Genomic DNA, 19886 nt, shown 5'->3' with positions numbered 1-19886 from the left:
ACGGATCCTGCGCGGATCGGTACCCCGGTTTCCGTTGGTTCGTGGGAGGACGTGGACGTACATGGGTATCCAGGACAAGCCCGAGGAGTGGCAGGTCACCGCGACCGCGACCCCCTTCACCGGCGCCAAGACCAGCGTCCGCACCGACCAGGTGGTGATGCCCGACGGGTCCGTCCACGGCCGTGACTACCAGGTCCACCCCGGCTCCGTCGCCGTCCTCGCGCTGGACGACGACGACCGGGTCATCGTGCTGCGCCAGTACCGCCACCCGGTGCGCCACCGGCTCTGGGAGATCCCGGCCGGACTGCTCGACGTCCCCGGCGAGAACCCCCTGCACGCCGCTCAGCGCGAGCTGTACGAGGAGGCGCACGTCAAGGCCGAGGACTGGCGGGTGCTGACCGACGTCTACACCACGCCCGGCGGCTGCGACGAAGCCGTGCGCGTCTTCCTCGCCCGCGATCTCTCCGAGGCGGAGGGCGAGCGGTACGCGGTCGCCGAGGAGGAGGCCGACATGGAGCACGCCCGGGTGCCGCTGCCCGAGCTGGTCCGCTCGGTGATCGCGGGGGACGTGCACAACAACTGCCTGGTCGTCGGAGTGCTCGCGCTCTCCGCCGTACGCGCGGGCGACGGCGTCGACTCCCTGCGCCCCGCCGACGCGCCCTGGCCGGCCCGCCCCTTCGAGGCCTGACGGGCAGTCTGGACCCCTGCCCCACCCCCCGATCGGTCATTAAGAATGAAGAAATGCTGATCCGATCGGGGGATGTTCCCCGTGCTCCGCCCCACTCCGCAGTGATCGTCGTCACCGCTGAACTACGCTCGAAACGCACCCGACCGGAGTTCCGGCGGGCACCGCGTGCAGCGAAGTGGAGCGTGGCTCGTGACCGATCAGGCGGTGGACACCAGCGGCCCGGCAAAGGCCCCGGGGACCGAGGAGCCGTCCGGCGCCGTCCCGCCCCGATTCTTCGGCCGCGAACGTGAGTTGAAGGCCCTGCGGGCGGACATCGAGCGGGCCGGACTCGACACCTTGGCCGGCCGCAAGACCCCCCGCGCCCGGGTCCTGCTCATCGCGGGCCGGCCCGGATCCGGCCGCAGCGCACTCGCCGAGGAGCTGGCCGGAGCGCTCACCGGAACCGACGCCGCCGGGGCCGCCGCGACCGCCCCGGGCGCACTGCCCTGGGCCGTTCCCGGTACGGGCTCCGGCGACTACCCCGACGGGGTGCTCCGGGTCGGTCTCACCGACCCCGGCGGCGGGAGCGTTCCCACCGAACGCACCGCGGGCGAGATCCTCGGCCTCCTCGGGGTGGCGGTCCCGCCCGGCGCCGATCAGGACGAACTCTCCGAGATGGTCCGCGAGGCCCTCGCCGTACGCCGGCTCGTCCTGGTGCTCGACGACGCCGCCGACGCCGAACAGGTCGACCCGCTCCTCCCGGAGAACCCGGACTGCCTGGTCCTCGCCACCGCGACCGGACCGCTGACCGGCATCCCCGACGTACGGCCCTGCACCCTCGGCGGACTGGAGGCGGGCGCGGCGGTGCGGCTGCTCGCCCGCGTCATCGGACAGGTCCGCATCACCGTCGACCCCCGCACGGCGGAGAGCCTGGCCGAGGAGTGCGGGGGCCAGCCCGCGGCGCTCGCCCTGATGGGCGGCCTGCTCGCCGCGCACCCCATGGCCTCGGTCGCCGACGTCGCCAAGCAGCTGCACGAGCTCCCCGACCCCGGCGAGCAACTGCCCACCGGCGTCCGCCCGCTGGCCCGCGCGTTCCGGCTCGTCCACGACTCCCTGCCCCAGGCCGCCGCCCGGATACTGCGTCTGCTGGCCCTCGCCCCCGCCGGGCTCGCCGACGCCCACACGGCCTCCGCGCTGGCCGGCTGCTCGGTCTCCGCCGCCCGCTCCACCCTCGACGACTTCGTGAAGCTCGGGCTGCTGCGGACGGACGGCGCGGCCCATCCCCAGTACGCGGTGCCCGGCTGCCTCGCCCCGCTGCTGCTGGCCCTCCTGGAGGACCGGGACCGGCCGGCAGAGATCCAGCTCGCCCGCGCCCGGATGCTGGAGCGGACCGTGCGCCGGCTCCAGTCCTGCCGGGCGGTCACCGAGCCGGAGAGCTCCCCCGCCCGCCGCAGGCTCGCAGGCCTGCCCCGCTCGCTGCGCTTCCCGAGCGCGGACGAGGCGGGCGCGTGGCTGCGGGTCCGCCAGCCCGCCCTGCTCGCATCGGCCCGGCTCGCCGTGGCGGACGGCGAGCTCGACACCCTGGCGCGGCGCCTGGTGGCGGCCCTGGTGCGAGCGCTGGCCGCGCACCGGGGGACGGAGGAGGCCGCCCCCGAGCTGTACGGGCTGCACGGCCTCGTCCTGGACGTGGCGCTCCGCCGCGAGCTGCCCCGCGAGCAGGCGGCCGCCCTGCTGAACCTCGCGGACCTGGACGCCCGCACCGGCCGCACCCGGGACGCGCTGACCCGCTACCGGGCCGCGCTGGACGCCGGAAAGGCCGCGAAGGACCTGTACGCCACCGGCCGCGCGATGGAATCCGTGGGCGGCGCGTACGAGGAGCTGGGGGACTACCACCGGGCCGCCGACTGGTACGGCCGGGCGCTCGCCCAGCGGCTGACCCAGGGCGAGCGCGCCGACGAGGCCCGGCTGTACGGGCGGCTCGGGGCGGTCCACACGTACGCCGGGCGCTACGGCGAGGCGCTGCGGAACTGGCGGGCCGCCGCCTCGGGACATCGCAGGCTCGGCGATCCGGCGGCCCGGGCGCGGGCGCTCAGCGAGGCGGCCAGGGTCCAGGAGTACGCGGGCCGGCCGCACGACTCGCTCCAGACCTGCCGGGAGGCCGTCGACCTGGCCCGGCACGCCGGCGACGTGCGACTTCAGGCGGCGCTCCAGCTGCGGCTCGCCGACACGCTGGACCGGCTCGGGGACCCCGCGGCGGCCGGGCTGCACCGGAACGCGGCCGATAGATTGCTGGGCGAGGAGGCTTCTGCCTACGAAATCCGTAGTGCTTCGACAGAAAGTTAATGCTTTGTAAGGCTAGACAGCGCGAAGTCCTTCATTAGACTGGCTCTGCCGCGGTCCTCCGTGGCGTCTCCATTTAAGCTGTATATGTCCGGGTATGCACCGTTCTGCCCGGATGACCCTCCGAGCCAAGGACCGTGATCGACGTGAAGGTCGGCATCCCCCGCGAAGTCAAGAACAACGAGTTCCGGGTGGCGATCACCCCCGCCGGAGTGCATGAGCTCGTCCGCCACGGCCACCAGGTCGTCATCGAGCACGACGCCGGTGTCGGCTCGTCCATCCCGGACGAGGAGTACGTCGCCGCCGGCGCCCGGATCCTTGCCACCGCCGATGAGGTCTGGGCCGCCGCCGACCTGCTGCTGAAGGTCAAGGAGCCGGTCGCCGAGGAGTACCACCGGCTCCGCAAGGACCAGACCCTCTTCACGTACCTGCACCTCGCCGCCTCCCGCGAGTGCACCGACGCGCTGCTGGCCTCCGGCACCACCGCCATCGCCTACGAGACGGTCGAGACCGCGAACCGCGCCCTCCCGCTGCTCGCCCCGATGTCCGAGGTCGCGGGCCGCCTCGCCCCGCAGGTCGGCGCGTACCACCTGATGCGCTCCGTCGGCGGTCGCGGCGTGCTGCCCGGCGGCGTACCCGGCACCGCGGCGGGCAAGGCCGTCGTCATCGGCGGCGGTGTCTCCGGCTGGAACGCCACGCAGATCGCCGTGGGTCTCGGCTTCCACGTCACGCTGCTCGACCGCGACATCAACAAGCTGCGCGAGGCCGACAAGATCTTCGGCACCAAGGTGCAGACCGTCGTCTCCAACGCCTTCGAGCTGGAGAAGGCCGTCGTCGAGGCCGACCTCGTCATCGGCGCCGTGCTGATCCCCGGAGCCAAGGCCCCGAAGCTGGTCACCAACGAGCTCGTCGCCAAGATGAAGCCCGGAAGTGTACTTGTCGACATTGCAATCGACCAGGGTGGCTGCTTCGAGGACTCGCGTCCGACGACCCACGCCGAGCCGACCTTCCTGGTCCACGACTCGGTCTTCTACTGCGTCGCCAACATGCCCGGCGCGGTGCCCCACACCTCCACCTACGCGCTCACCAACGCGACGCTGCCCTACATCGTGGAGCTCGCGAACCGCGGCTGGGCCGACGCCCTGCGCCGCGACGCCGCACTCGCCAAGGGCCTCAACACCCATGAGGGCCAGGTGGTTTACCGCGAGGTGGCCGAAGCGCACGGTCTCCCGCACGTCGAGCTGACCGCGCTCCTGGGCTGACGGGTCAACCCCCTCCGTCAACATCGCGCGTCCGGCCGGACCTTGCCGAGCAAGGTCCGGCCGCACGCGTATCGGGCCCTGTGGGGCCCTTGCGCAACTCGTGCCGAACGTAACCCTTTACCCGTTTCGTGCTGCGGTGAAATGTGCGGCTTGGACGCTGTGCACCCTTGACAGCGAGGCGTTCGATTGCCGACACATCGGGCCGGGTCCGGCGGATTGTGTTGCTGCGGACCGGTGACACGCCATAGAGTCGCCAATCGTCGGCATGGTGCCACGCTGACCTATCGATAAGTTTCCTGGTCACGTCCAAGGAGGTAAGACGACTTGTGAATGAGTCGACAATTACTCCCGGGGGTGGTCAACCAGGGATGCCTGCACGGGGTCTGAGCCCGATCGGGCTCGAAGCTGTCGGCTCCGTCGCTGTCCGCACCTTCGCCACCCAACAGCACATGACGACAGCCCCCCAGATGATGGACGGCCTACACGTGAACGCCACGGCCGGCAACGAGAGCAGCCGGGACACCGACCGCTTCGCCGACTTCGCCGAGGTGCCCGAGGGGCACTTCTACGACCCCGACGCCGAGTACGAGCCCGATCCGGAGTACGCGGCCACCCTCGCGCCCGACGCCGCGCGTCAGCGCCGCGAGCGCATCGGCCCGACCGGGCGGCCCCTGCCGTACTTCCCGATCCCGGGCCCCCTGACCGACCACGGCCCCGCGAAGATCATCGCGATGTGCAACCAGAAGGGCGGCGTCGGCAAGACCACGTCGACCATCAACCTGGGTGCCGCGCTCGCGGAGTACGGACGCCGGGTCCTGCTCGTCGACTTCGACCCGCAGGGCGCCCTCTCCGTGGGCCTCGGGGTCAACCCGATGGAGCTGGACCTCACCGTCTACAACCTGCTCATGGAGCGGGGCATGACGGCCGACGACGTCCTGCTCAAGACCGCGGTCCCCAACATGGACCTGCTGCCCAGCAACATCGACCTCTCCGCGGCCGAGGTGCAGCTCGTCAGCGAGGTGGCCCGCGAGTCCACGCTCCAGCGCGCCCTGAAGCCGCTGATGGCCGACTACGACTACATCGTGATCGACTGCCAGCCCTCGCTCGGCCTGCTCACCGTGAACGCCCTGACGGCCGCTCACAAGGTCATAGTGCCGCTCGAGTGCGAGTTCTTCGCCCTGCGCGGGGTGGCGCTGCTCACCGAGACCATTGAGAAGGTCCAGGAGCGGCTCAACCCGGAGCTGGAGCTCGACGGCATCCTCGCCACCATGTACGACTCCCGTACGGTGCACAGCCGCGAGGTCCTGGCGCGCGTCGTCGAGGCCTTCGACGAGCACGTCTACCACACGGTCATCGGCCGCACGGTCCGCTTCCCGGAGACCACGGTCGCCGGTGAGCCCATCACCACCTATGCCTCCAACTCGGTCGGCGCAGCCGCCTATCGCCAGCTCGCCAGGGAGGTGCTCGCCCGGTGTCACGCCGAGTGAGTCTGCCGGGGGCCGACGAACTGTTCCGTACCACCGGAGGCGGGATGGGCCTCCAGCCGTCCTCGCCGGCGGAGCGGCGGCGCAAGGCGAACGGCGAGCCGCGGGTGCCCGCGCCCGCCGGGGAGAGCGATCCCTCCGGCCAGGCGACCCCCGCCGACCGGCAGGAGCACGCCGCGGCCGACGCCGACGGCGGCGACTCACGCAGCCGCGCCGACGAGCGCGCCCCGTCCGCCAAGGCCTCCTCCGGCGAGCGCCCCGCGCCTTCCGCCGCCCCGGCCGAGCAGCCACCGGCGGTCCAGCAGCAGCGCAGGCGAGGCGGCGGACGCGGCGCCAACCGCCGCCCCAGCGGCCGGGAACGCCACGACGAGAAGATCACGGTCTACGTCTCCGCCGAGGAACTGATGGACCTCGAACACGCCCGGCTCGTCCTGCGCGGCGAACACGGCCTCGCCGTCGACCGCGGCCGCATCGTCCGCGAGGCGGTGGCGGTGGTCCTGGCCGACCTGGAGTCCCGGGGCGACGCGAGCATCCTCGTACGGCGGCTGCGCGGCCGCTGAGCGGCACGGCGCGGGTAGCCTGCACCAGGGCCTGTCGTCACATTCCCGGCTGCCCTTCGGGCGACGGCGGGAATGTGACGACAGGCCCTGGACCCGCCGCCCGGCGGGACCCGCCCGCGCCGCCGTCCCACCTCTGGACCACCATGCCCCCGCCCGACGACCCCGCCACCCCGCGCCGCCGCGCCCTGGGGCGGGGGCCGGGTGCGGTGGCGCCGCCCGTGGAGGCGGAGGGGTCGGTACGAGAGCCTGAGCCCGTACGGGAGCTTGAGCCCGTACCGGAGCCGGAAGCCGTACCGGAGCCAGGTCCGGAGCCGGAAACCGTCCAGGTGTCGGAGCCGGAAGCGGTACCGGAGCCGGAGGCGGACGACAAGCGCTTCACCGTCCGGCTGGTGAACTTCGAGGGCCCCTTCGATCTCCTCCTCCAGTTGATCTCCAGGCACAAGCTGGATGTGACCGAGGTCGCCCTGTCGAAGGTCACCGACGAGTTCATGGCGTACATCCGCGCCATGGGCCCCGACTGGGACCTCGACCAGACCACCGAGTTCCTCGTCGTCGCCGCCACGCTGCTCGACCTCAAGGCCGCCCGGCTGCTGCCCGCCGCCGAGGTCGAGGACGAGGCCGACCTCGCGCTCCTGGAAGCGCGGGACCTGCTCTTCGCGCGGCTGCTCCAGTACCGCGCGTACAAGCGGATCGCCGAGATCTTCCAGGGCCGCCTGGAGTCGGAGGCCCGCCGCCACCCCCGTACGGTCGGCCTGGAGGACCAGCACGCCGCGCTGCTGCCCGAGGTGGTCATCAGCATCGGGCCCGAGGGCTTCGCCCGGCTCGCGGTGAAGGCGATGCAGCCGAAGCCCAAGCCCCAGGTGTACGTGGACCACATCCACGCCCCGCTGGTCAGCGTCCAGGAGCAGGCGGGCCTCGTGGTGGAGCGGCTGCGCGAGGCCGGGGCGGCGGTGAGCTTCGCGGTGCTGACCGGGGACGCGCCGGACACCCTGACCGTGGTCGCCCGGTTCCTGGCCCTGCTGGAGCTGTACCGCGAGAAGGCCGTCACCCTCGACCAGGACGAGGCGCTGGGCGACCTGCTGGTGACCTGGTGCGGCGGGGCGGAGGCGGTGCCGGTGGTGACGGACGAGTTCGACCGGGAGCTCAACGGAGGCGCTGACGAAAGGGACGTACGGGAATGAGCGAGCAGCCGACTCAGGAGACCGACGAGGGCGTGGTCGCCGCGCTCGATCTGAAGCCCGCGCTGGAGGCGGTCCTCATGGTCGTCGACGAGCCCGCCACCGTCGACCACCTGGCCAAGGTGCTCCAGCGGCCCCGCAGGGCCGTGGCGGACGCGTTGCGGGAGCTGGCCGACGAGTACACCGTGCAGCGCCGGGGCTTCGACCTGCGACTCGTCGCGGGCGGCTGGCGGTTCTACACGCGCCCCGAGTACGCGGCGGCCGTGGAGGGCTTCGTCCTGGACGGCCAGCACGCCCGGCTCACCCAGGCCGCGCTGGAGACCCTGGCGGTGGTCGCGTACCGGCAGCCGGTGAGCCGCTCGCGGGTCTCGGCGGTGCGCGGAGTCAACTGCGACGGCGTCATGCGGACCCTCCTCCAGAGGGGCCTGGTGGCGGAGGCGGGCGCGGAACCCGAAACAGGTGCGATCCTGTACAGGACGACGAACTACTTTCTGGAGCGAATGGGCCTGCGAGGCCTGGACGAGCTCCCGGAACTCGCGCCCTTCCTCCCCGAGGCGGACGCGATCGAGGCTGAGACGCTAGAGGGTGTGCCGTCGTTCGATCCGGACGCACCGGACACCCCGGATACTCACGCAGACGACAAGACGGAATTTTGATGCGAAGCAGTGGCAGGAACAGCGGAAGCGGCAGCGGCGGCAGCGGCCGGAGTGGCGGAGGCGCGGGCAGCGGCGGCCGCAGTGGCGGCGGCTCCTCCCGCCAGGGCCAGGGCGGCGGCGGCCAGGGAGGCCGTCCCGGCGGCCAGGGCGGCGGCCGCGGCGGAAGCCAGGGCGGGCGGCCCGGAGCCCCGGGCGGCCGTCCCTCCGGTCAGGGCGGTCGTCCCTCCGCTCAGGGCGGGCGCGGCGGCAGTCAGGGTGGCCGTCCCGGCGGCCAGGGCGGCGGCCGCGGCGGAAGCCAGGGCGGGCGTCCCACCGGCCAGGGCGGACGTCCGGGCTCTCAGGACGGGCGTTCGAGCTACCAGGGCGGGCGTGACGAGGAACAGCGCCCCCGCCGTCCCCGCCCGGAGGAGCGCCGCTACGACGTCGGCAACGACGCCCCCGGCGTCCGGGCCGAGCAGGACGGCCCCCGCAAGGGCCGCGGCTCGGCTGCCCGCGGCGGGGCCAAGGGCGGCCCGAAGCCCGCACAGGGCGGCAGCGGCCGCAGTGGCGGTTTCCGTCGTGCGGCACCCTCGCGCCCGCGTGAGCTGGACGCCAAGATCGAGCAGCGCAACCGCGACCGGTACGCGAACAAGCCCGTGATCAACCTCCCCAAGACCCACCCGGGCGCCGAGGAGGAGGGCGAGCGGCTGCAGAAGGTCCTCGCCCGGGCCGGTATGGGCTCGCGTCGCGCGTGCGAGGAGCTGATCGAGCAGTCCCGCGTCGAGGTCAACGGCGAGATCGTCGTCGAGCAGGGCAAGCGCGTCGACGTGCACAAGGACGAGATCAAGGTCGACGGTCTGACCGTCGCCGCCCAGTCCTACCTGTTCTTCGCGCTGAACAAGCCCGCGGGCGTCGTCTCCTCGATGGAGGACCCGGACGGCCGCCAGTGCCTCGGCGACTACGTGACCAACCGCGAGACGCGGCTGTTCCACGTCGGCCGGCTGGACACCGAGACGGAGGGCATCATCATGCTCACCAACCACGGTGAGCTGGCCCACCGCCTCACGCACCCCAAGTACGGCGTCAAGAAGACCTACCTGGCCGCCATCCAGGGCCCCCTGCCGCGCGACCTCGGCAAGCGGCTCAAGGACGGCATCCAGCTGGAGGACGGCTACGCCCGCGCCGACCACTTCCGCGTCGTCGAGAACACCGGCAAGAACTACCTGGTCGAGGTGACCCTCCACGAGGGCCGCAAGCACATCGTGCGCCGGATGCTGGCCGAGGCCGGCTTCCCGGTCGAGCGCCTCGTGCGGACGTCCTTCGGGCCGATCCCGCTGGGCGACCAGAAGTCCGGCTGGCTGCGCCGCCTCACCAACACCGAGGTCGGCATGCTGATGCGCGAGGTCGGCCTCTAGCCGCACCCGACGTCGTACGAAGGCCCGCGGCCGGTATCCGTTCGGAAAGTTCGAACAGAACCGGCCGCGGGCCTTTTGCTGCCCCCGCCCAGCCTTTATAGTCATAGTGACTATTAAGAAGGAGGCAGGCGTGAGTCTCGCGGACGTACTCGATCCCCTGCAACAGCCCCTGGTGACGATCCTGGACACCCCGGTCAGCTGGACCGAGGTGCTGGGCTTCGGAAGCGGGGCGCTGTGCGTCTGGCTCGTGGCCCGCCAGCACCTCGCCAACTGGCCGATCGGCATCGCCAACAACCTCTTCTTCATCCTGCTGTTTGCCCAGTCCGGTCTGTACGCCGACGCCGGCCTCCAGATCGTCTTCATCACCCTCGCCGCGTACGGCTGGTGGACCTGGACCCACGGGGGTGGACCAGGGACCGCCGTCCTGCCGGTGCGCAGAACGACCCGCACCGAATGGACCTGGCTGCTCGCGGCGGGGGTGGTGGGGACCCTCGGGATCACTCTGCTGCTGTCCCGGGCCACCGACTCCACCGTCCCGTTCTGGGACGCGCTGACGACGTCCCTGTCGCTGATGGCGACGTACGGACAGTGCCGGAAGCGGCTGGAGTCCTGGTGGCTGTGGATCGCCGCCGATGTGGTCTACATCCCGCTCTACGCCCACAAGGGGCTGTATCTGACCTCGCTGCTGTACGCCGGGTTCCTCGCGCTCTGCCTCGTCGGCCTGCGCAACTGGCATCGCGACCTGACCGTACGCGACACCCGGACCCCGGAGGCGGCGGCATGAAGCGCTACGAACACGGCCTGGTCCTCGGCAAGTTCTACCCGCCGCACGCCGGTCACCACCACCTCGTCGAGACCGCCCGGGACCGTTGCGAACGGCTGACCGTGCTGGTCTGCGCCGCCTCCGTGGAGTCCGTCCCGCTCGCCGACCGCGTCGCCTGGATGCGCGAGGCCCACCCCGACGTCACGGTGGTGGGCACGGTCGACGACACGCACATGGACGTGGCCGACCCGGCCGTCTGGGACGCGCACATGGCGGTCTTCACCACGGCCGTGCCCGAGCGGGTGGACGCCGTCTTCACCTCGGAGGCGTACGGCGAGGAGCTGGGCCGCCGCTTCGGCGCGGCGTCCGTCCTCGTCGACCCCGACCGCACCCTCTTCCCGGTCTCCGGCACCGCCGTGCGCCGGTCCCCGGCCGACTGCTGGGACTTCCTCCGGCCACCCGTGCGGGCGGCCCTCGCCCGCCGAGTCGTCGTCCTCGGCGCGGAGTCGACCGGCACCACCACCCTCGCGCGGGCGCTCGCCGCCCACTACCGCGCACGCGGCGGCGTGTGGGCGCGCACCGGCTGCGTCGCCGAGTACGGGCGCGAGTACAGCGAACACAAACTCGCCGCCCTGCGCGCACGGTGGCCCGGGGCCGCCTGGGAGGACGTCAGCTTCACCACCGACGACTTCCCTCTCATCGCGCGGGCCCAGAACGAACGGGAGGAGGAGGCCGCCCGCGCCGGGTCCCCGGTGCTCCTCTGCGACACCGACTCCTTCGCCACCACCGTCTGGCACGAGCGGTACGTCGGCGGCCGCAACCCGCTCGTCGAGGAGATCGCCGACCGCGCCGCCCACCACCTGTGGCTGCTCACCGACCACGAGGGCGTCCCCTTCGAGGACGACGGGCTGCGGGACGGGGAGGAGCTGCGCCCCTGGATGACCGACCGTTTCCGCGCCGAACTCACCCGCACGGGACGGCGGTTCATCGAGGTCACCGGCCCGCCCGAGGCACGGCTCGCCGCCGCCGTCACCGCCGTCGACGAACTCCTCGCCACCGGCTGGGACTTCGCCGCACCCCTCCCGGAGAAACGATGAGCACCCCCGCCCCCGAGGGCTACGACCCGCACGCCTTCGCCCCGTTCGCGGTCACCGTCGATCTCGCGGTCTTCACCGTCCGCGAGGCCCGGCTGCACGTACTGCTCGTCGAACGCGGCCAGGAGCCCTTCCGGGGCCGGTGGGCGCTGCCCGGCGGCTTCCTGCTGCCCCGGGAGTCCGCCGAGGACGCCGCCCGCCGCGAACTCGCCGAGGAGACCGGCCTCGGCCACGGCGCAGTCGGCACTCTTCACCTCGAACAGCTGCGCACCTACACCGCCCCGGACCGCGACCCGAGGATGCGAGTCGTCTCTGTCGCGTACGCCGCACTCCTGCCGGACCTGCCCGAACCGCGCGGCGGTGGCGACGCGGCGAGCGCCCGGTGGTGGGACGCGGACTCCACCGGACCGCTGGCCTTCGACCACGACCGGATCCTCGCCGACGCCCACGACCGGATCGGCGCCAAGCTCGAATACAGCTGCCTGGCCACCGCGTTCTGCCCCGCCGAGTTCACCCTCGGCGAGCTCCAGCAGGTCTACGAGACCGTCTGGCGCGTCGAGCTGGACCGCCCCAACTTCCGGCGCAAGGTCCTGAACGCGCCCGGCTTCGTCCAGGCAGTCGAGGGCCCGCCGCGCCGCACCGGCGGCCGGGGCAAACCGGCAGCCCTCTACCGGGCGGGCGACGCCACCGCCCTGCACCCGCCGCTCCTGCGCCCGCCACGACCGGACGCCCCGGGGGACCCGTTGTGACCCGCAGCCCCGTCGTCATGCGCAGCCCCGCGCGCAATCCGCAGCTCCGCGCGTACGCGCACTCCGCAGCCCCGTCGCACTCCGTACCGGAAGGACGAGACAGATGACCATCTCCACCCCGCCGCTCACCAAGCAGGCGGCCACCGGCGTGCTGACCGGGCTCGCGCTCGGCGACGCCCTGGGCTTCCCCACCGAGTTCAACGACGTGCCCGCCATCCTCGCCAAGTTCGGCCCCTGGCGGCAGCTTCCCCTCCTGACTCCCGCCGTCGTCTCCGACGACACCCAGATGACGATCGCCCTGGGCCGGGGCATCCGCACCGCCATGGACAGCGGACTGCTCACGCCCGAACGGCTGGTGGACCCGGTCCGCGCGGAATTCGTCGCCTGGTACCACTCACCGGACAACAACCGGGCCCCGGGCAACACCTGCCTCACCGCCTGCCGCCTGCTCGAACACACCCGGGTCTGGCAGGAGGCCAGCCAGACGCACTCCAAGGGCTGCGGCGCCAACATGCGGGTCGCCCCCATCGGCCTGGTCCCCGGCCTCAGCGAGGAGCAGCGCGCCGGGGCCGCCCAGCTCCAGGCCGCCCTCACCCACGGCCACCCCACCGCGCTCACCGCCTCCGACCTGCTGGCCCGCGCGGTGTTCCTGCTCGCCCAGGGCGCCGAACCCCTCGGCCTGATCGGGCAGCTGCGCAGCTACGCCTACGAGAACCGGGGCCGCTACCACACCCGCTGGCTCGGCGACCTCTGGCGCCACGCGGGCGACGCCACCCCGCAGGCGTACATCCAGCGCGGCTGGGACGAGTGCCTGACCGCGCTGGGACGCGTCCAGGACGCGCTGCGCGCCCCGTCACCGGAGACCGACCCGTGCGAGCGGACCGGGGACGGCTGGATCGCCGAGGAGGCCCTCGCGACCGCGCTGCACTGCTTCCTGCTGTTCCCCGAGGAGCCCGTCACCGCCCTGCGCCGGGCCGCCTGCACCCGGGGCGACTCCGACTCGATCGCCTGCCTGGCCGGAGCGCTCGCCGGGGCGCACCTGGGCGCGTCCGCCTGGCCCAAGGAATGGTCCGAGCGCATCGAGTACCGCAGCGACCTGCTGTCCCTCGCGGCCCTCTGGGACGCCTGAACCGTACCGGCCGGCGGGTGCGCGTCATCGTTTCTCTGACGCGACCTCCCTGAGTGAGCGGAGGACGACCGGGTACGAGAGGGCGGACCTGTTCCCGTACGGAAGGTTCGGTGGTATCCGTGTCCTCCTCACTCGTCGAGACCGTCGACATCAAGGCGCCCGTGGACGTCGCCTGGTCCCTGTGGAGCGATGTCACCCAGTGGCCGAGGTTCCTGAGCCACGTCCAGCGCGTCGATCCGATCGATGAGCGGCGCTTCGCCTGGCAGCTCTCGCTGCCCGGTGCGGAGAAGCGCTTCGTCGCGGAACTCACCGAGGTGGTCCCCGAGGACCGCATCGCCTGGAAGACGACCGAGGGGGTCCACCACGCGGGGGTGGTCACCTTCCACCGGCTCGACGACACATCGAGCCGGGTCGCCCTGCAGATCGAGTACGACCCCCAGGGATTCATCGAGCACCTGGGGGCGCTGACCAACCTGGACTCCGCCCTGACCAACTACGACCTGGGCGAGTTCCAGAAGCTGGCCGAACTCACGGCCGCGTCGGGCGGTCCCCGTACGGTGTGAGCGCGATCGGTGCGGGCCCGGTCGGCGCCTGATCGCGCGCCGCCGAGGCCCGCCGGGCCCGCACGAGGAAGTCCTCCACGGCCGCCCGGCCGGGTTCCGGCGGCAGCGGGGAGCGGGTCGCGGCCTCGTCGTTCTCCTCGCCGAGGCGGTCCATCCGGCGCTCCACCTCCGGCCAGGACACCTCGCCCCGCTTCACCGCCAGCAGCTCCTCACGGGCCTCGCCGACGTCGATGCGCAGCTCGCCCGTGCGCAGCAGGTCCCGGGAGCTCGCCAGCAGCCGCAGCAGATGCATCGCGTGCTTCCAGCGCGGCGCGCCATGGACCCGTACGTCGGCCTCCAGCTTCCTCCGCTGACCCAGCGCGTACCGGAGACACGTGCCGTGCGCGAGCCGCGACAGGAACGCCCCGCGCAGGGCCAGCAACTCGCGGCCGGTGTCGTCCACGGACTCCACCAGCGGGGAGTGCAGGCACTCCAGCACGTTCGGGTTGGCCCGCAGCGCCAGCTCGCAGAAGCGTTCCAGCTCCCAGGAGAACTGCTCCGGCGCGGGGCCCTCCACATGCGTCGGCGGCTTCTCGAAGCGCCAGAACAGCGGGGTGGGCGCGAGGAACACCCCGCGCCGGTCCGTATCGCTGTCCTCCGTGGCCAGTCCGAACGCGCGCGAGCCCATCACGCAGGCGTAGACCGTGTGGTCGCGTACGAGTGCCTCGTCGGCGGCGGTGATCATGCCGGCGAGCGTACGTGCGCGGGGGCCGCCGCGCCTCGGAGATTCCGGCCCGCTCTCAGCCCAGCCGGATCGCGCCCCCCGATACGGTGATCCGCTCGGCGGGCAGCGGCCGGGTCGCCGGGCCGGCCTCGACCGCGGCGTCCGTGATGCTGTACCTGCTGCCGTGGCAGGGGCAGCTGATCGTGCCGTCGCTCACCGTCGAGACGAGGCAGCTCGCATGGGTGCAGACGGCGGAGAACGCCCGGAACTCACCCTCCTCCGGCTGGGTCACCACCACCTTCCGCTCCTTGAAGACGGTGCCGCCGCCGACCGGGATGTCCGCGGTCCGGGCCAGCTCCGCCCCGCCCGGGGCGTCCCCCGACACGGCCGGCGTCGGGCTAGCGTCCTCGCCGCCGCCCCCGTCGGAGGATCCGCAGCCGGTGGCCAGGGCCGCGGCGCCCGCCGCACCCGCGGCCAGCACCGTCCTTCGCCGTGCGTTCATGGGCTCTCCTTCGATGGCGGTGGGTGGGCGCCATCGTGGCGGTGGCAGGCCCCCGGGCGAAGCAACCGCGCGGACCGTGCGCCCGACCGAGTGGTGGACGGGGCCCCGACGGCCCTGGCCCGCCCGTCTCACGGACGGAACGCCGTGATCAGGTCCGCCGCTGCCGATCTAGGCTGAGGTGAGCAGCCGTGCCGCGCCCCAGGGCGACGGACCCGGAGGCGGAAGAAGAGCGAACAGCGAAGATCAAGAGGAGCACGACGTGGCGGTACGAGCGGTCCGGGGCGCCGTCCAGCTGGACCAGGACGAGGCCGGGCACATGGGCCGGCGGGTCGGCGAGCTGCTGACGGCCGTTCTGGACCGGAACGAACTCGTCGCCGACGACCTGATCAGCATCTGGTTCACCGCCACCCCCGACCTGCACAGCGACTTCCCCGCCGCCGCCGCGCGCGGCCTCGGAATCGTCGACGTACCCCTGATCTGTGCCCAGGAGTTGGACATCGAGGGGGCCATGCCCCGGGTCGTCCGTATCCTCGTGCATGTCGAGACCTACCTCTCGCGCGCCGAGATCAGCCACGTCTACCTCGGCGCCACCGCCGCTCTGCGCAAGGACATCGCCCAGTGAGAACCGCCCTCGTCATCGGAACCGGGCTCGTCGGCACCTCCGCCGCCCTCGCACTGGCCGGTCGCGGCGTCCATGTGCACCTCGTCGACCACGACCCCGCGTGCGCCCGCACCGCGGCCGCGCTCGGCGCCGGCACCGACGAGGCACCGGAAGGCCGCGTCGACCTGGCGATCGTCGCCGTGCCGCCCGCGCACACCGCCGCCGTCCTCGCCGCCGCCATGCGCGACGGGGTGGCCCGCGGCTACCTGGACGTCGCCAGCGTCAAGGGCGGCCCGCGCCGCGAGCTGGAGGCGCTCGGCCTCGACCTCACCCCGTACATCGGTACGCACCCGATGGCCGGGAAGGAGCGCTCGGGGCCGCTCGCCGCGATCGCCGACCTCTTCGAGGGCCGCCCCTGGGTCCTCACCCCGACCCGGGACACCGACACCGAGGTGCTCAACCTCGCGCTGGAGCTCGTCGCCCTGTGCCGGGCCGTCCCCGTCGTCATGGACGCCGACGCCCACGACCGGGCCGTGGCCCTCGTCTCGCACACCCCGCAGCTGATCTCCTCGATGGTCGCCGCCCGGCTGGAGGAGGCCGACGAGACCGCCGTACGGCTGTGCGGGCAGGGCATCCGCGACGTCACCCGGATCGCCGCGTCCGACCCCCGCATGTGGGTGGAGATCCTCTCCGCCAACCCCGGCCCGGTCGCCGACGTCCTCGCGGGGGTCGCCGCCGACCTGGCGGAGACCGTGACCGCGCTGCGCGGCCTGCACTCCGCCGACGAGGAGAAGCGGCGCGCGGGCACCGACGCCATCGAGGACGTCCTGCGCCGCGGCAACGCGGGCCGCGTCCGGGTCCCCGGCAAGCACGGCGCGGCCCCCACCGTCTACGAGACCGTGGCCGTCCTCATCGGCGACAAGCCGGGCGAACTGGCCGCGATCTTCGCCGACGCCGGCCGGGCCGGGGTCAACATCGAGGACGTCCGCATCGAGCACGCCACCGGCCAGCAGGCGGGCCTCGTACAGATCATGGTCGAGCCCAGCGCCGCCCCGGTACTCGGCGCGGCCCTCCAGGAACGCGGCTGGTCGATCCGCGGCTGAGCCCTTCCCGTACGACAGGGGCGGCGCCACCCCCGCCCGGGTGGCCCGCCTCCCCCGTACGGGGTACATGGGCCCGCCCGGTACTCGGTAACCTGGTACGAGGCCGTCCTCAAGGCCCGTCCGTCCCCGCACCGTGTACCAGGAAGGTGTCCACCACCGTGGAAACCGCACGCTCCTCCGTGATCGTCGCCATCGACGGGCCCTCGGGCACCGGCAAGTCGAGCACGTCCAAGGCCGTCGCCGCCCAGCTCGGCCTGAGCTACCTGGACACGGGCGCGCAGTACCGGGCCATCACCTGGTGGATGCTGAGCAACGGCATCGACGCGGGCGACCCGGCCGAGATCGCGACCGCCGCCGCCAAGCCGGTGATCGTCTCCGGCACCGACCCCGCCGCCCCGACGATCACCGTCGACGGCGAGGACGCCTCAGGCCCGATCCGCAGCCAGGAGGTCACCTCCAAGGTCAGCGCCGTCAGCGCCGTCCCCGAGGTGCGGGCGCTCATCACCGAGCTCCAGCGCTCCATCGCCGCGGCCGCGACCGGCGGCATCGTCGTCGAGGGCCGGGACATCGGCACCACCGTGCTGCCCGACGCCGACCTCAAGATCTTCCTCACCGCCTCCCCGGAGGCCCGCGCCGCCCGCCGCAGCGGCGAGGTCAAGGGCTCCGACCTGACCGCCACCCGCGAGGCACTGATTCTGCGGGACGCCGCCGACTCCGGCCGCAAGACCTCGCCGCTCGCCAAGGCGGACGACGCCGTCGAGGTGGACACCACCGAGCTGACCCTCCAGCAGGTCATCGAGTGCGTCGTCACCCTCGTCGAGGGGAAGCGGGTCGCCGCGTGAGCGATGCCACAGGCGCGCCCACGCTGCGCGGAGCGGCCCTCGGGCGAACCATCGGCATCGGCCTGATGTACGGGCTGTGGAAGCCCAGGGTCCTGGGCGCGTGGCGCGTGCCCGCCGCCGGACCCGTCATACTCGCGGTGAACCACTCCCACAACATCGACGGACCGATGCTGATGGGCACCGCGCCCCGGCCGGTGCACTTCCTGATCAAGAAGGAGGCGTTCGTCGGCCCTCTCGACCCGTTCCTGCACGGAATCGGGCAGATCGAGGTGGACCGCCGATCCGTCGACCGCACCGCCATCACCCATGCGCTCGGCGTGCTGGAGGACGGCGGCGTCCTCGGGATCTTCCCCGAGGGCACCCGCGGCGAAGGAGACTTCGCCTCGCTGCGGGCCGGACTCGCGTACTTCGCGGTACGGGGCGGGGCTCCGATCGTCCCCGTGGCTGTCCTGGGAAGCACCGAGCGCCGCGGACGGTTGATACGGGGGCTGCCCCCGCTGCGCAGCCCGATCGACGTCGTCTTCGGCGACGCGTTCGACGCGAGCGCCGGCGACGGGCGGCGGACGCGCAGGGCGCTGGACGAGGCGACCCTGCGGATCCAGGCGAAGCTGACCGCCCACCTGGAAAGTGCCAAGCGCCTCACCGGGCGATAGGCGAGACTTGAGTAGTGGACCGCGGTGATCGCGGTCCATCGATGATGATGCAAAGAGGAACGGACTTCATGAACGACCAGATTCACTCCGACGGCTCGGGCCACGAGCACGGAGCACTTGGCGATGCCGAGTTCGCGGAGTTCATGGAGCTCGCCGCGCAGGAAGGCTTCGATCCCGAGGAGGTCGAGGGCGCCCTCGACGAGGCCGGTCACGGCCCGCTCCCCGTGCTCGCCGTCGTCGGCCGCCCCAATGTCGGCAAGTCGACCCTGGTGAACCGGATCATCGGCCGCCGCGAGGCCGTCGTGCAGGACAAGCCCGGCGTCACCCGCGACCGCGTCAGCTACGAGGCCGAATGGGCCGGACGCCGCTTCAAGGTCGTCGACACCGGCGGCTGGGAGCAGGACGTGCTGGGCCTCGACGCCTCCGTCGCCGCCCAGGCCGAGTACGCCATCGAGACGGCCGACGCGGTCGTCTTCGTCGTCGACTCGACCGTCGGCGCCACCGACACCGACGAGGCCGTCGTCAAGCTGCTGCGCCGGGCCGGCAAGCCCGTCGTCCTCTGCGCCAACAAGGTCGACGGACAGAGCGGCGAGGCGGACGCCACCGCCCTGTGGTCGCTGGGCCTCGGCGAGCCCTACCCGGTCTCCTCGCTGCACGGCCGCGGCACCGGCGACATGCTGGACGCGGTCCTCGCGGCCCTGCCCGACGCCCCGGCCCAGAAGTTCGGCACGGCGCTCGGCGGCCCCCGCCGCATCGCCCTGATCGGCCGCCCGAACGTCGGCAAGTCCTCCCTGCTGAACAAGGTCGCGGGCGAGGACCGGGTCGTCGTCAACGAGCAGGCCGGCACCACCCGTGACCCGGTCGACGAGCTGATCAAGCTCGGCGGCATCACCTGGAAGTTCATCGACACGGCCGGCATCCGCCGCCGAGTCCACCTCCAGGAGGGCGCGGACTACTACGCCTCGCTGCGTACGGCCGCCGCCGTCGAGAAGGCAGAGGTCGCCGTCGTCCTGATCGACTCCAGCGAGTCCATCAGCGTCCAGGACCAGCGGATCATCACCATGGCCGTGGACGCCGGGCGCGCCCTGGTCGTCGCCTTCAACAAGTGGGACACCCTCGACGAGGAGCGCCGCTACTACCTGGAGCGCGAGATCGAGACGGAGCTCGCGCAGATCGCCTGGGCCCCGCGCGTCAACGTCTCGGCCCTCACCGGCCGCCACATGGAGAAGCTGGTCCCGGCGATCGAGACCGCGATCGAGGGCTGGGAGACCCGGATCCCCACCGGCCGGCTCAACGCCTTCCTCGGCGAGATCGTCGCCTCCCACCCGCACCCGATCCGCGGCGGCAAGCAGCCGCGTATCCTCTTCGGCACCCAGGCGGGCACCAAGCCCCCGCGCTTCGTGCTCTTCGCCTCCGGCTTCCTGGAGCACGGCTACCGCCGCTTCGTCGAGCGCCGTCTGCGCGAGGAGTTCGGCTTCGAGGGCACCCCGATCCACATCTCCGTCCGGGTCCGCGAGAAGCGCGGCCGCAACAAGTAGCACCGGCGAGTCGCGCGTGCCTCGTCGGGCGTGGCGACCCGGGAGCCCAGGGATTCGGTGATCCGCACGGCGTGCTCCACCAACTGACCGTTGGTGGCCTTGACG

The 19886-nt window shown here is 72.6% G+C and carries 20 protein-coding genes and 1 pseudogene; 18 read left to right on the top strand and 3 right to left on the bottom strand.

Annotation, left to right across the window (positions count from 1 at the left end):
- Positions 1-61 precede the first annotated feature (61 nt).
- From AB0F29_RS39615 to AB0F29_RS39555, 13 genes are all read left to right on the top strand, one after another.
- On the top strand, positions 62-688 hold the full coding sequence (locus AB0F29_RS39615; protein ID WP_361883299.1) for an NUDIX hydrolase: 627 nt from the start codon (positions 62-64) through the stop codon (positions 686-688).
- A 189-nt stretch (positions 689-877) separates the two neighbouring features.
- Complete coding sequence (locus AB0F29_RS39610) at positions 878-3010, top strand: tetratricopeptide repeat protein (RefSeq protein ID WP_361883296.1); 2133 nt, start codon at positions 878-880, stop codon at positions 3008-3010.
- A 143-nt stretch (positions 3011-3153) separates the two neighbouring features.
- Entirely contained in the window at positions 3154-4269 is a 1116-nt protein-coding gene (ald, locus tag AB0F29_RS39605; protein ID WP_361883342.1) for an alanine dehydrogenase, read from the top strand.
- Positions 4270-4637: 368 nt separating this feature from the next.
- Positions 4638-5756: a ParA family protein gene (locus tag AB0F29_RS39600; RefSeq protein WP_007448578.1), complete on the top strand. Its 1119-nt coding sequence runs from the start codon at positions 4638-4640 to the stop codon at positions 5754-5756.
- Positions 5753-6313, top strand: a complete 561-nt coding sequence (locus AB0F29_RS39595; RefSeq protein WP_361883339.1) for a hypothetical protein — start codon at positions 5753-5755, stop codon at positions 6311-6313. The genes AB0F29_RS39600 and AB0F29_RS39595 overlap by 4 nt, the downstream gene beginning before the upstream one ends.
- A 143-nt stretch (positions 6314-6456) precedes the next feature.
- Positions 6457-7494, top strand: coding sequence for a segregation/condensation protein A (locus tag AB0F29_RS39590; RefSeq protein WP_361883336.1), 1038 nt, complete (start codon positions 6457-6459; stop codon positions 7492-7494).
- Positions 7491-8147: an SMC-Scp complex subunit ScpB gene (gene scpB, locus AB0F29_RS39585; RefSeq protein WP_361883293.1), complete on the top strand. Its 657-nt coding sequence runs from the start codon at positions 7491-7493 to the stop codon at positions 8145-8147. The genes AB0F29_RS39590 and scpB overlap by 4 nt, the downstream gene beginning before the upstream one ends.
- Positions 8147-9541 (top strand): pseudouridine synthase, encoded by a 1395-nt coding sequence (locus AB0F29_RS39580; protein ID WP_361883290.1) that lies wholly within the window; start codon positions 8147-8149, stop codon positions 9539-9541. The genes scpB and AB0F29_RS39580 overlap by 1 nt, the downstream gene beginning before the upstream one ends.
- Before the next feature lie 130 nt (positions 9542-9671).
- Complete coding sequence (gene pnuC, locus AB0F29_RS39575) at positions 9672-10325, top strand: nicotinamide riboside transporter PnuC (RefSeq protein ID WP_361883287.1); 654 nt, start codon at positions 9672-9674, stop codon at positions 10323-10325.
- Entirely contained in the window at positions 10322-11401 is a 1080-nt protein-coding gene (locus tag AB0F29_RS39570) for an AAA family ATPase (RefSeq protein ID WP_361883284.1), read from the top strand. Before pnuC ends, AB0F29_RS39570 begins: the two co-directional genes overlap by 4 nt.
- Positions 11398-12147 (top strand): NUDIX domain-containing protein, encoded by a 750-nt coding sequence (locus AB0F29_RS39565; protein ID WP_361883281.1) that lies wholly within the window; start codon positions 11398-11400, stop codon positions 12145-12147. Before AB0F29_RS39570 ends, AB0F29_RS39565 begins: the two co-directional genes overlap by 4 nt.
- A gap of 103 nt (positions 12148-12250) precedes the next feature.
- Positions 12251-13276 carry an ADP-ribosylglycohydrolase family protein gene (locus tag AB0F29_RS39560; protein WP_361883278.1) on the top strand — a complete coding sequence of 342 codons (1026 nt, stop codon included), beginning with the start codon at positions 12251-12253 and terminating at the stop codon, positions 13274-13276.
- 119 nt (positions 13277-13395) lie between these two features.
- Positions 13396-13839: an SRPBCC family protein gene (locus AB0F29_RS39555; protein ID WP_361883275.1), complete on the top strand. Its 444-nt coding sequence runs from the start codon at positions 13396-13398 to the stop codon at positions 13837-13839.
- On the opposite strand, the gene AB0F29_RS39550 is transcribed toward AB0F29_RS39555, so the two are convergent.
- Both AB0F29_RS39550 and AB0F29_RS39545 read right to left on the bottom strand, forming a co-directional pair.
- Positions 13805-14563, bottom strand: coding sequence for a nucleotidyltransferase domain-containing protein (locus tag AB0F29_RS39550; RefSeq protein WP_361883272.1), 759 nt, complete (start codon positions 14561-14563; stop codon positions 13805-13807). The genes AB0F29_RS39555 and AB0F29_RS39550 overlap by 35 nt on opposite strands.
- A 55-nt stretch (positions 14564-14618) precedes the next feature.
- Positions 14619-15044: a Rieske (2Fe-2S) protein gene (locus tag AB0F29_RS39545; protein WP_361883269.1), complete on the bottom strand. Its 426-nt coding sequence runs from the start codon at positions 15042-15044 to the stop codon at positions 14619-14621.
- A 259-nt stretch (positions 15045-15303) separates the two neighbouring features.
- Here AB0F29_RS39545 and aroH point away from each other — a divergent pair, with 259 nt between their 5' ends.
- The 5 genes from aroH to der all read left to right on the top strand — a co-directional run bounded on the left by aroH (position 15304) and on the right by der (position 19781).
- Positions 15304-15666, top strand: coding sequence for a chorismate mutase (gene aroH / locus AB0F29_RS39540; protein WP_018959649.1), 363 nt, complete (start codon positions 15304-15306; stop codon positions 15664-15666).
- Positions 15663-16748, top strand: coding sequence for a prephenate dehydrogenase (locus AB0F29_RS39535; protein WP_361883266.1), 1086 nt, complete (start codon positions 15663-15665; stop codon positions 16746-16748). The genes aroH and AB0F29_RS39535 overlap by 4 nt, the downstream gene beginning before the upstream one ends.
- 146 nt (positions 16749-16894) lie before the next feature.
- Positions 16895-17590: a (d)CMP kinase gene (gene cmk, locus AB0F29_RS39530; protein ID WP_361883263.1), complete on the top strand. Its 696-nt coding sequence runs from the start codon at positions 16895-16897 to the stop codon at positions 17588-17590.
- The gene (locus AB0F29_RS39525) at positions 17587-18243 is read left to right on the top strand and encodes a lysophospholipid acyltransferase family protein (protein ID WP_361883261.1); all 657 of its coding nucleotides are present in this window, start codon (positions 17587-17589) and stop codon (positions 18241-18243) included. Before cmk ends, AB0F29_RS39525 begins: the two co-directional genes overlap by 4 nt.
- A 68-nt stretch (positions 18244-18311) precedes the next feature.
- Complete coding sequence (gene der / locus AB0F29_RS39520) at positions 18312-19781, top strand: ribosome biogenesis GTPase Der (protein ID WP_361883258.1); 1470 nt, start codon at positions 18312-18314, stop codon at positions 19779-19781.
- An 11-nt stretch (positions 19782-19792) separates the two neighbouring features.
- Here der and AB0F29_RS39515 read toward each other — a convergent pair.
- A pseudogene (locus tag AB0F29_RS39515) lies at positions 19793-19886 on the bottom strand (3-keto-5-aminohexanoate cleavage protein); the annotation flags it as partial.

Source organism: Streptomyces sp. NPDC026589 (assembly GCF_040638385.1).
Lineage (GTDB): Bacteria > Actinomycetota > Actinomycetes > Streptomycetales > Streptomycetaceae > Streptomyces.
The sequence above is the reverse complement of the archived record's forward strand: the minus strand, read 5'-3'. Positions and strand labels throughout refer to the sequence as shown.

Excerpts from the sequence above, each read along its gene's own strand:
- AB0F29_RS39570 (WP_361883284.1), top strand. The coding sequence starts at position 10,322 with ATGAAGCGCTACGAACACGGCCTGGTCCTCGGCAAGTTCTACCCGCCG.
- AB0F29_RS39600 (WP_007448578.1), top strand. The coding sequence starts at position 4,638 with ATGCCTGCACGGGGTCTGAGCCCGATCGGGCTCGAAGCTGTCGGCTCC.
- scpB (WP_361883293.1), top strand. The coding sequence starts at position 7,491 with ATGAGCGAGCAGCCGACTCAGGAGACCGACGAGGGCGTGGTCGCCGCG.
- der (WP_361883258.1), top strand. The coding sequence starts at position 18,312 with ATGAACGACCAGATTCACTCCGACGGCTCGGGCCACGAGCACGGAGCA.
- AB0F29_RS39580 (WP_361883290.1), top strand. The coding sequence starts at position 8,147 with ATGCGAAGCAGTGGCAGGAACAGCGGAAGCGGCAGCGGCGGCAGCGGC.
- AB0F29_RS39590 (WP_361883336.1), top strand. The coding sequence starts at position 6,457 with ATGCCCCCGCCCGACGACCCCGCCACCCCGCGCCGCCGCGCCCTGGGG.
- AB0F29_RS39550 (WP_361883272.1), bottom strand. The coding sequence starts at position 14,563 with ATGATCACCGCCGCCGACGAGGCACTCGTACGCGACCACACGGTCTAC.
- AB0F29_RS39560 (WP_361883278.1), top strand. The coding sequence starts at position 12,251 with ATGACCATCTCCACCCCGCCGCTCACCAAGCAGGCGGCCACCGGCGTG.
- AB0F29_RS39565 (WP_361883281.1), top strand. The coding sequence starts at position 11,398 with ATGAGCACCCCCGCCCCCGAGGGCTACGACCCGCACGCCTTCGCCCCG.
- AB0F29_RS39615 (WP_361883299.1), top strand. The coding sequence starts at position 62 with ATGGGTATCCAGGACAAGCCCGAGGAGTGGCAGGTCACCGCGACCGCG.
- AB0F29_RS39545 (WP_361883269.1), bottom strand. The coding sequence starts at position 15,044 with ATGAACGCACGGCGAAGGACGGTGCTGGCCGCGGGTGCGGCGGGCGCC.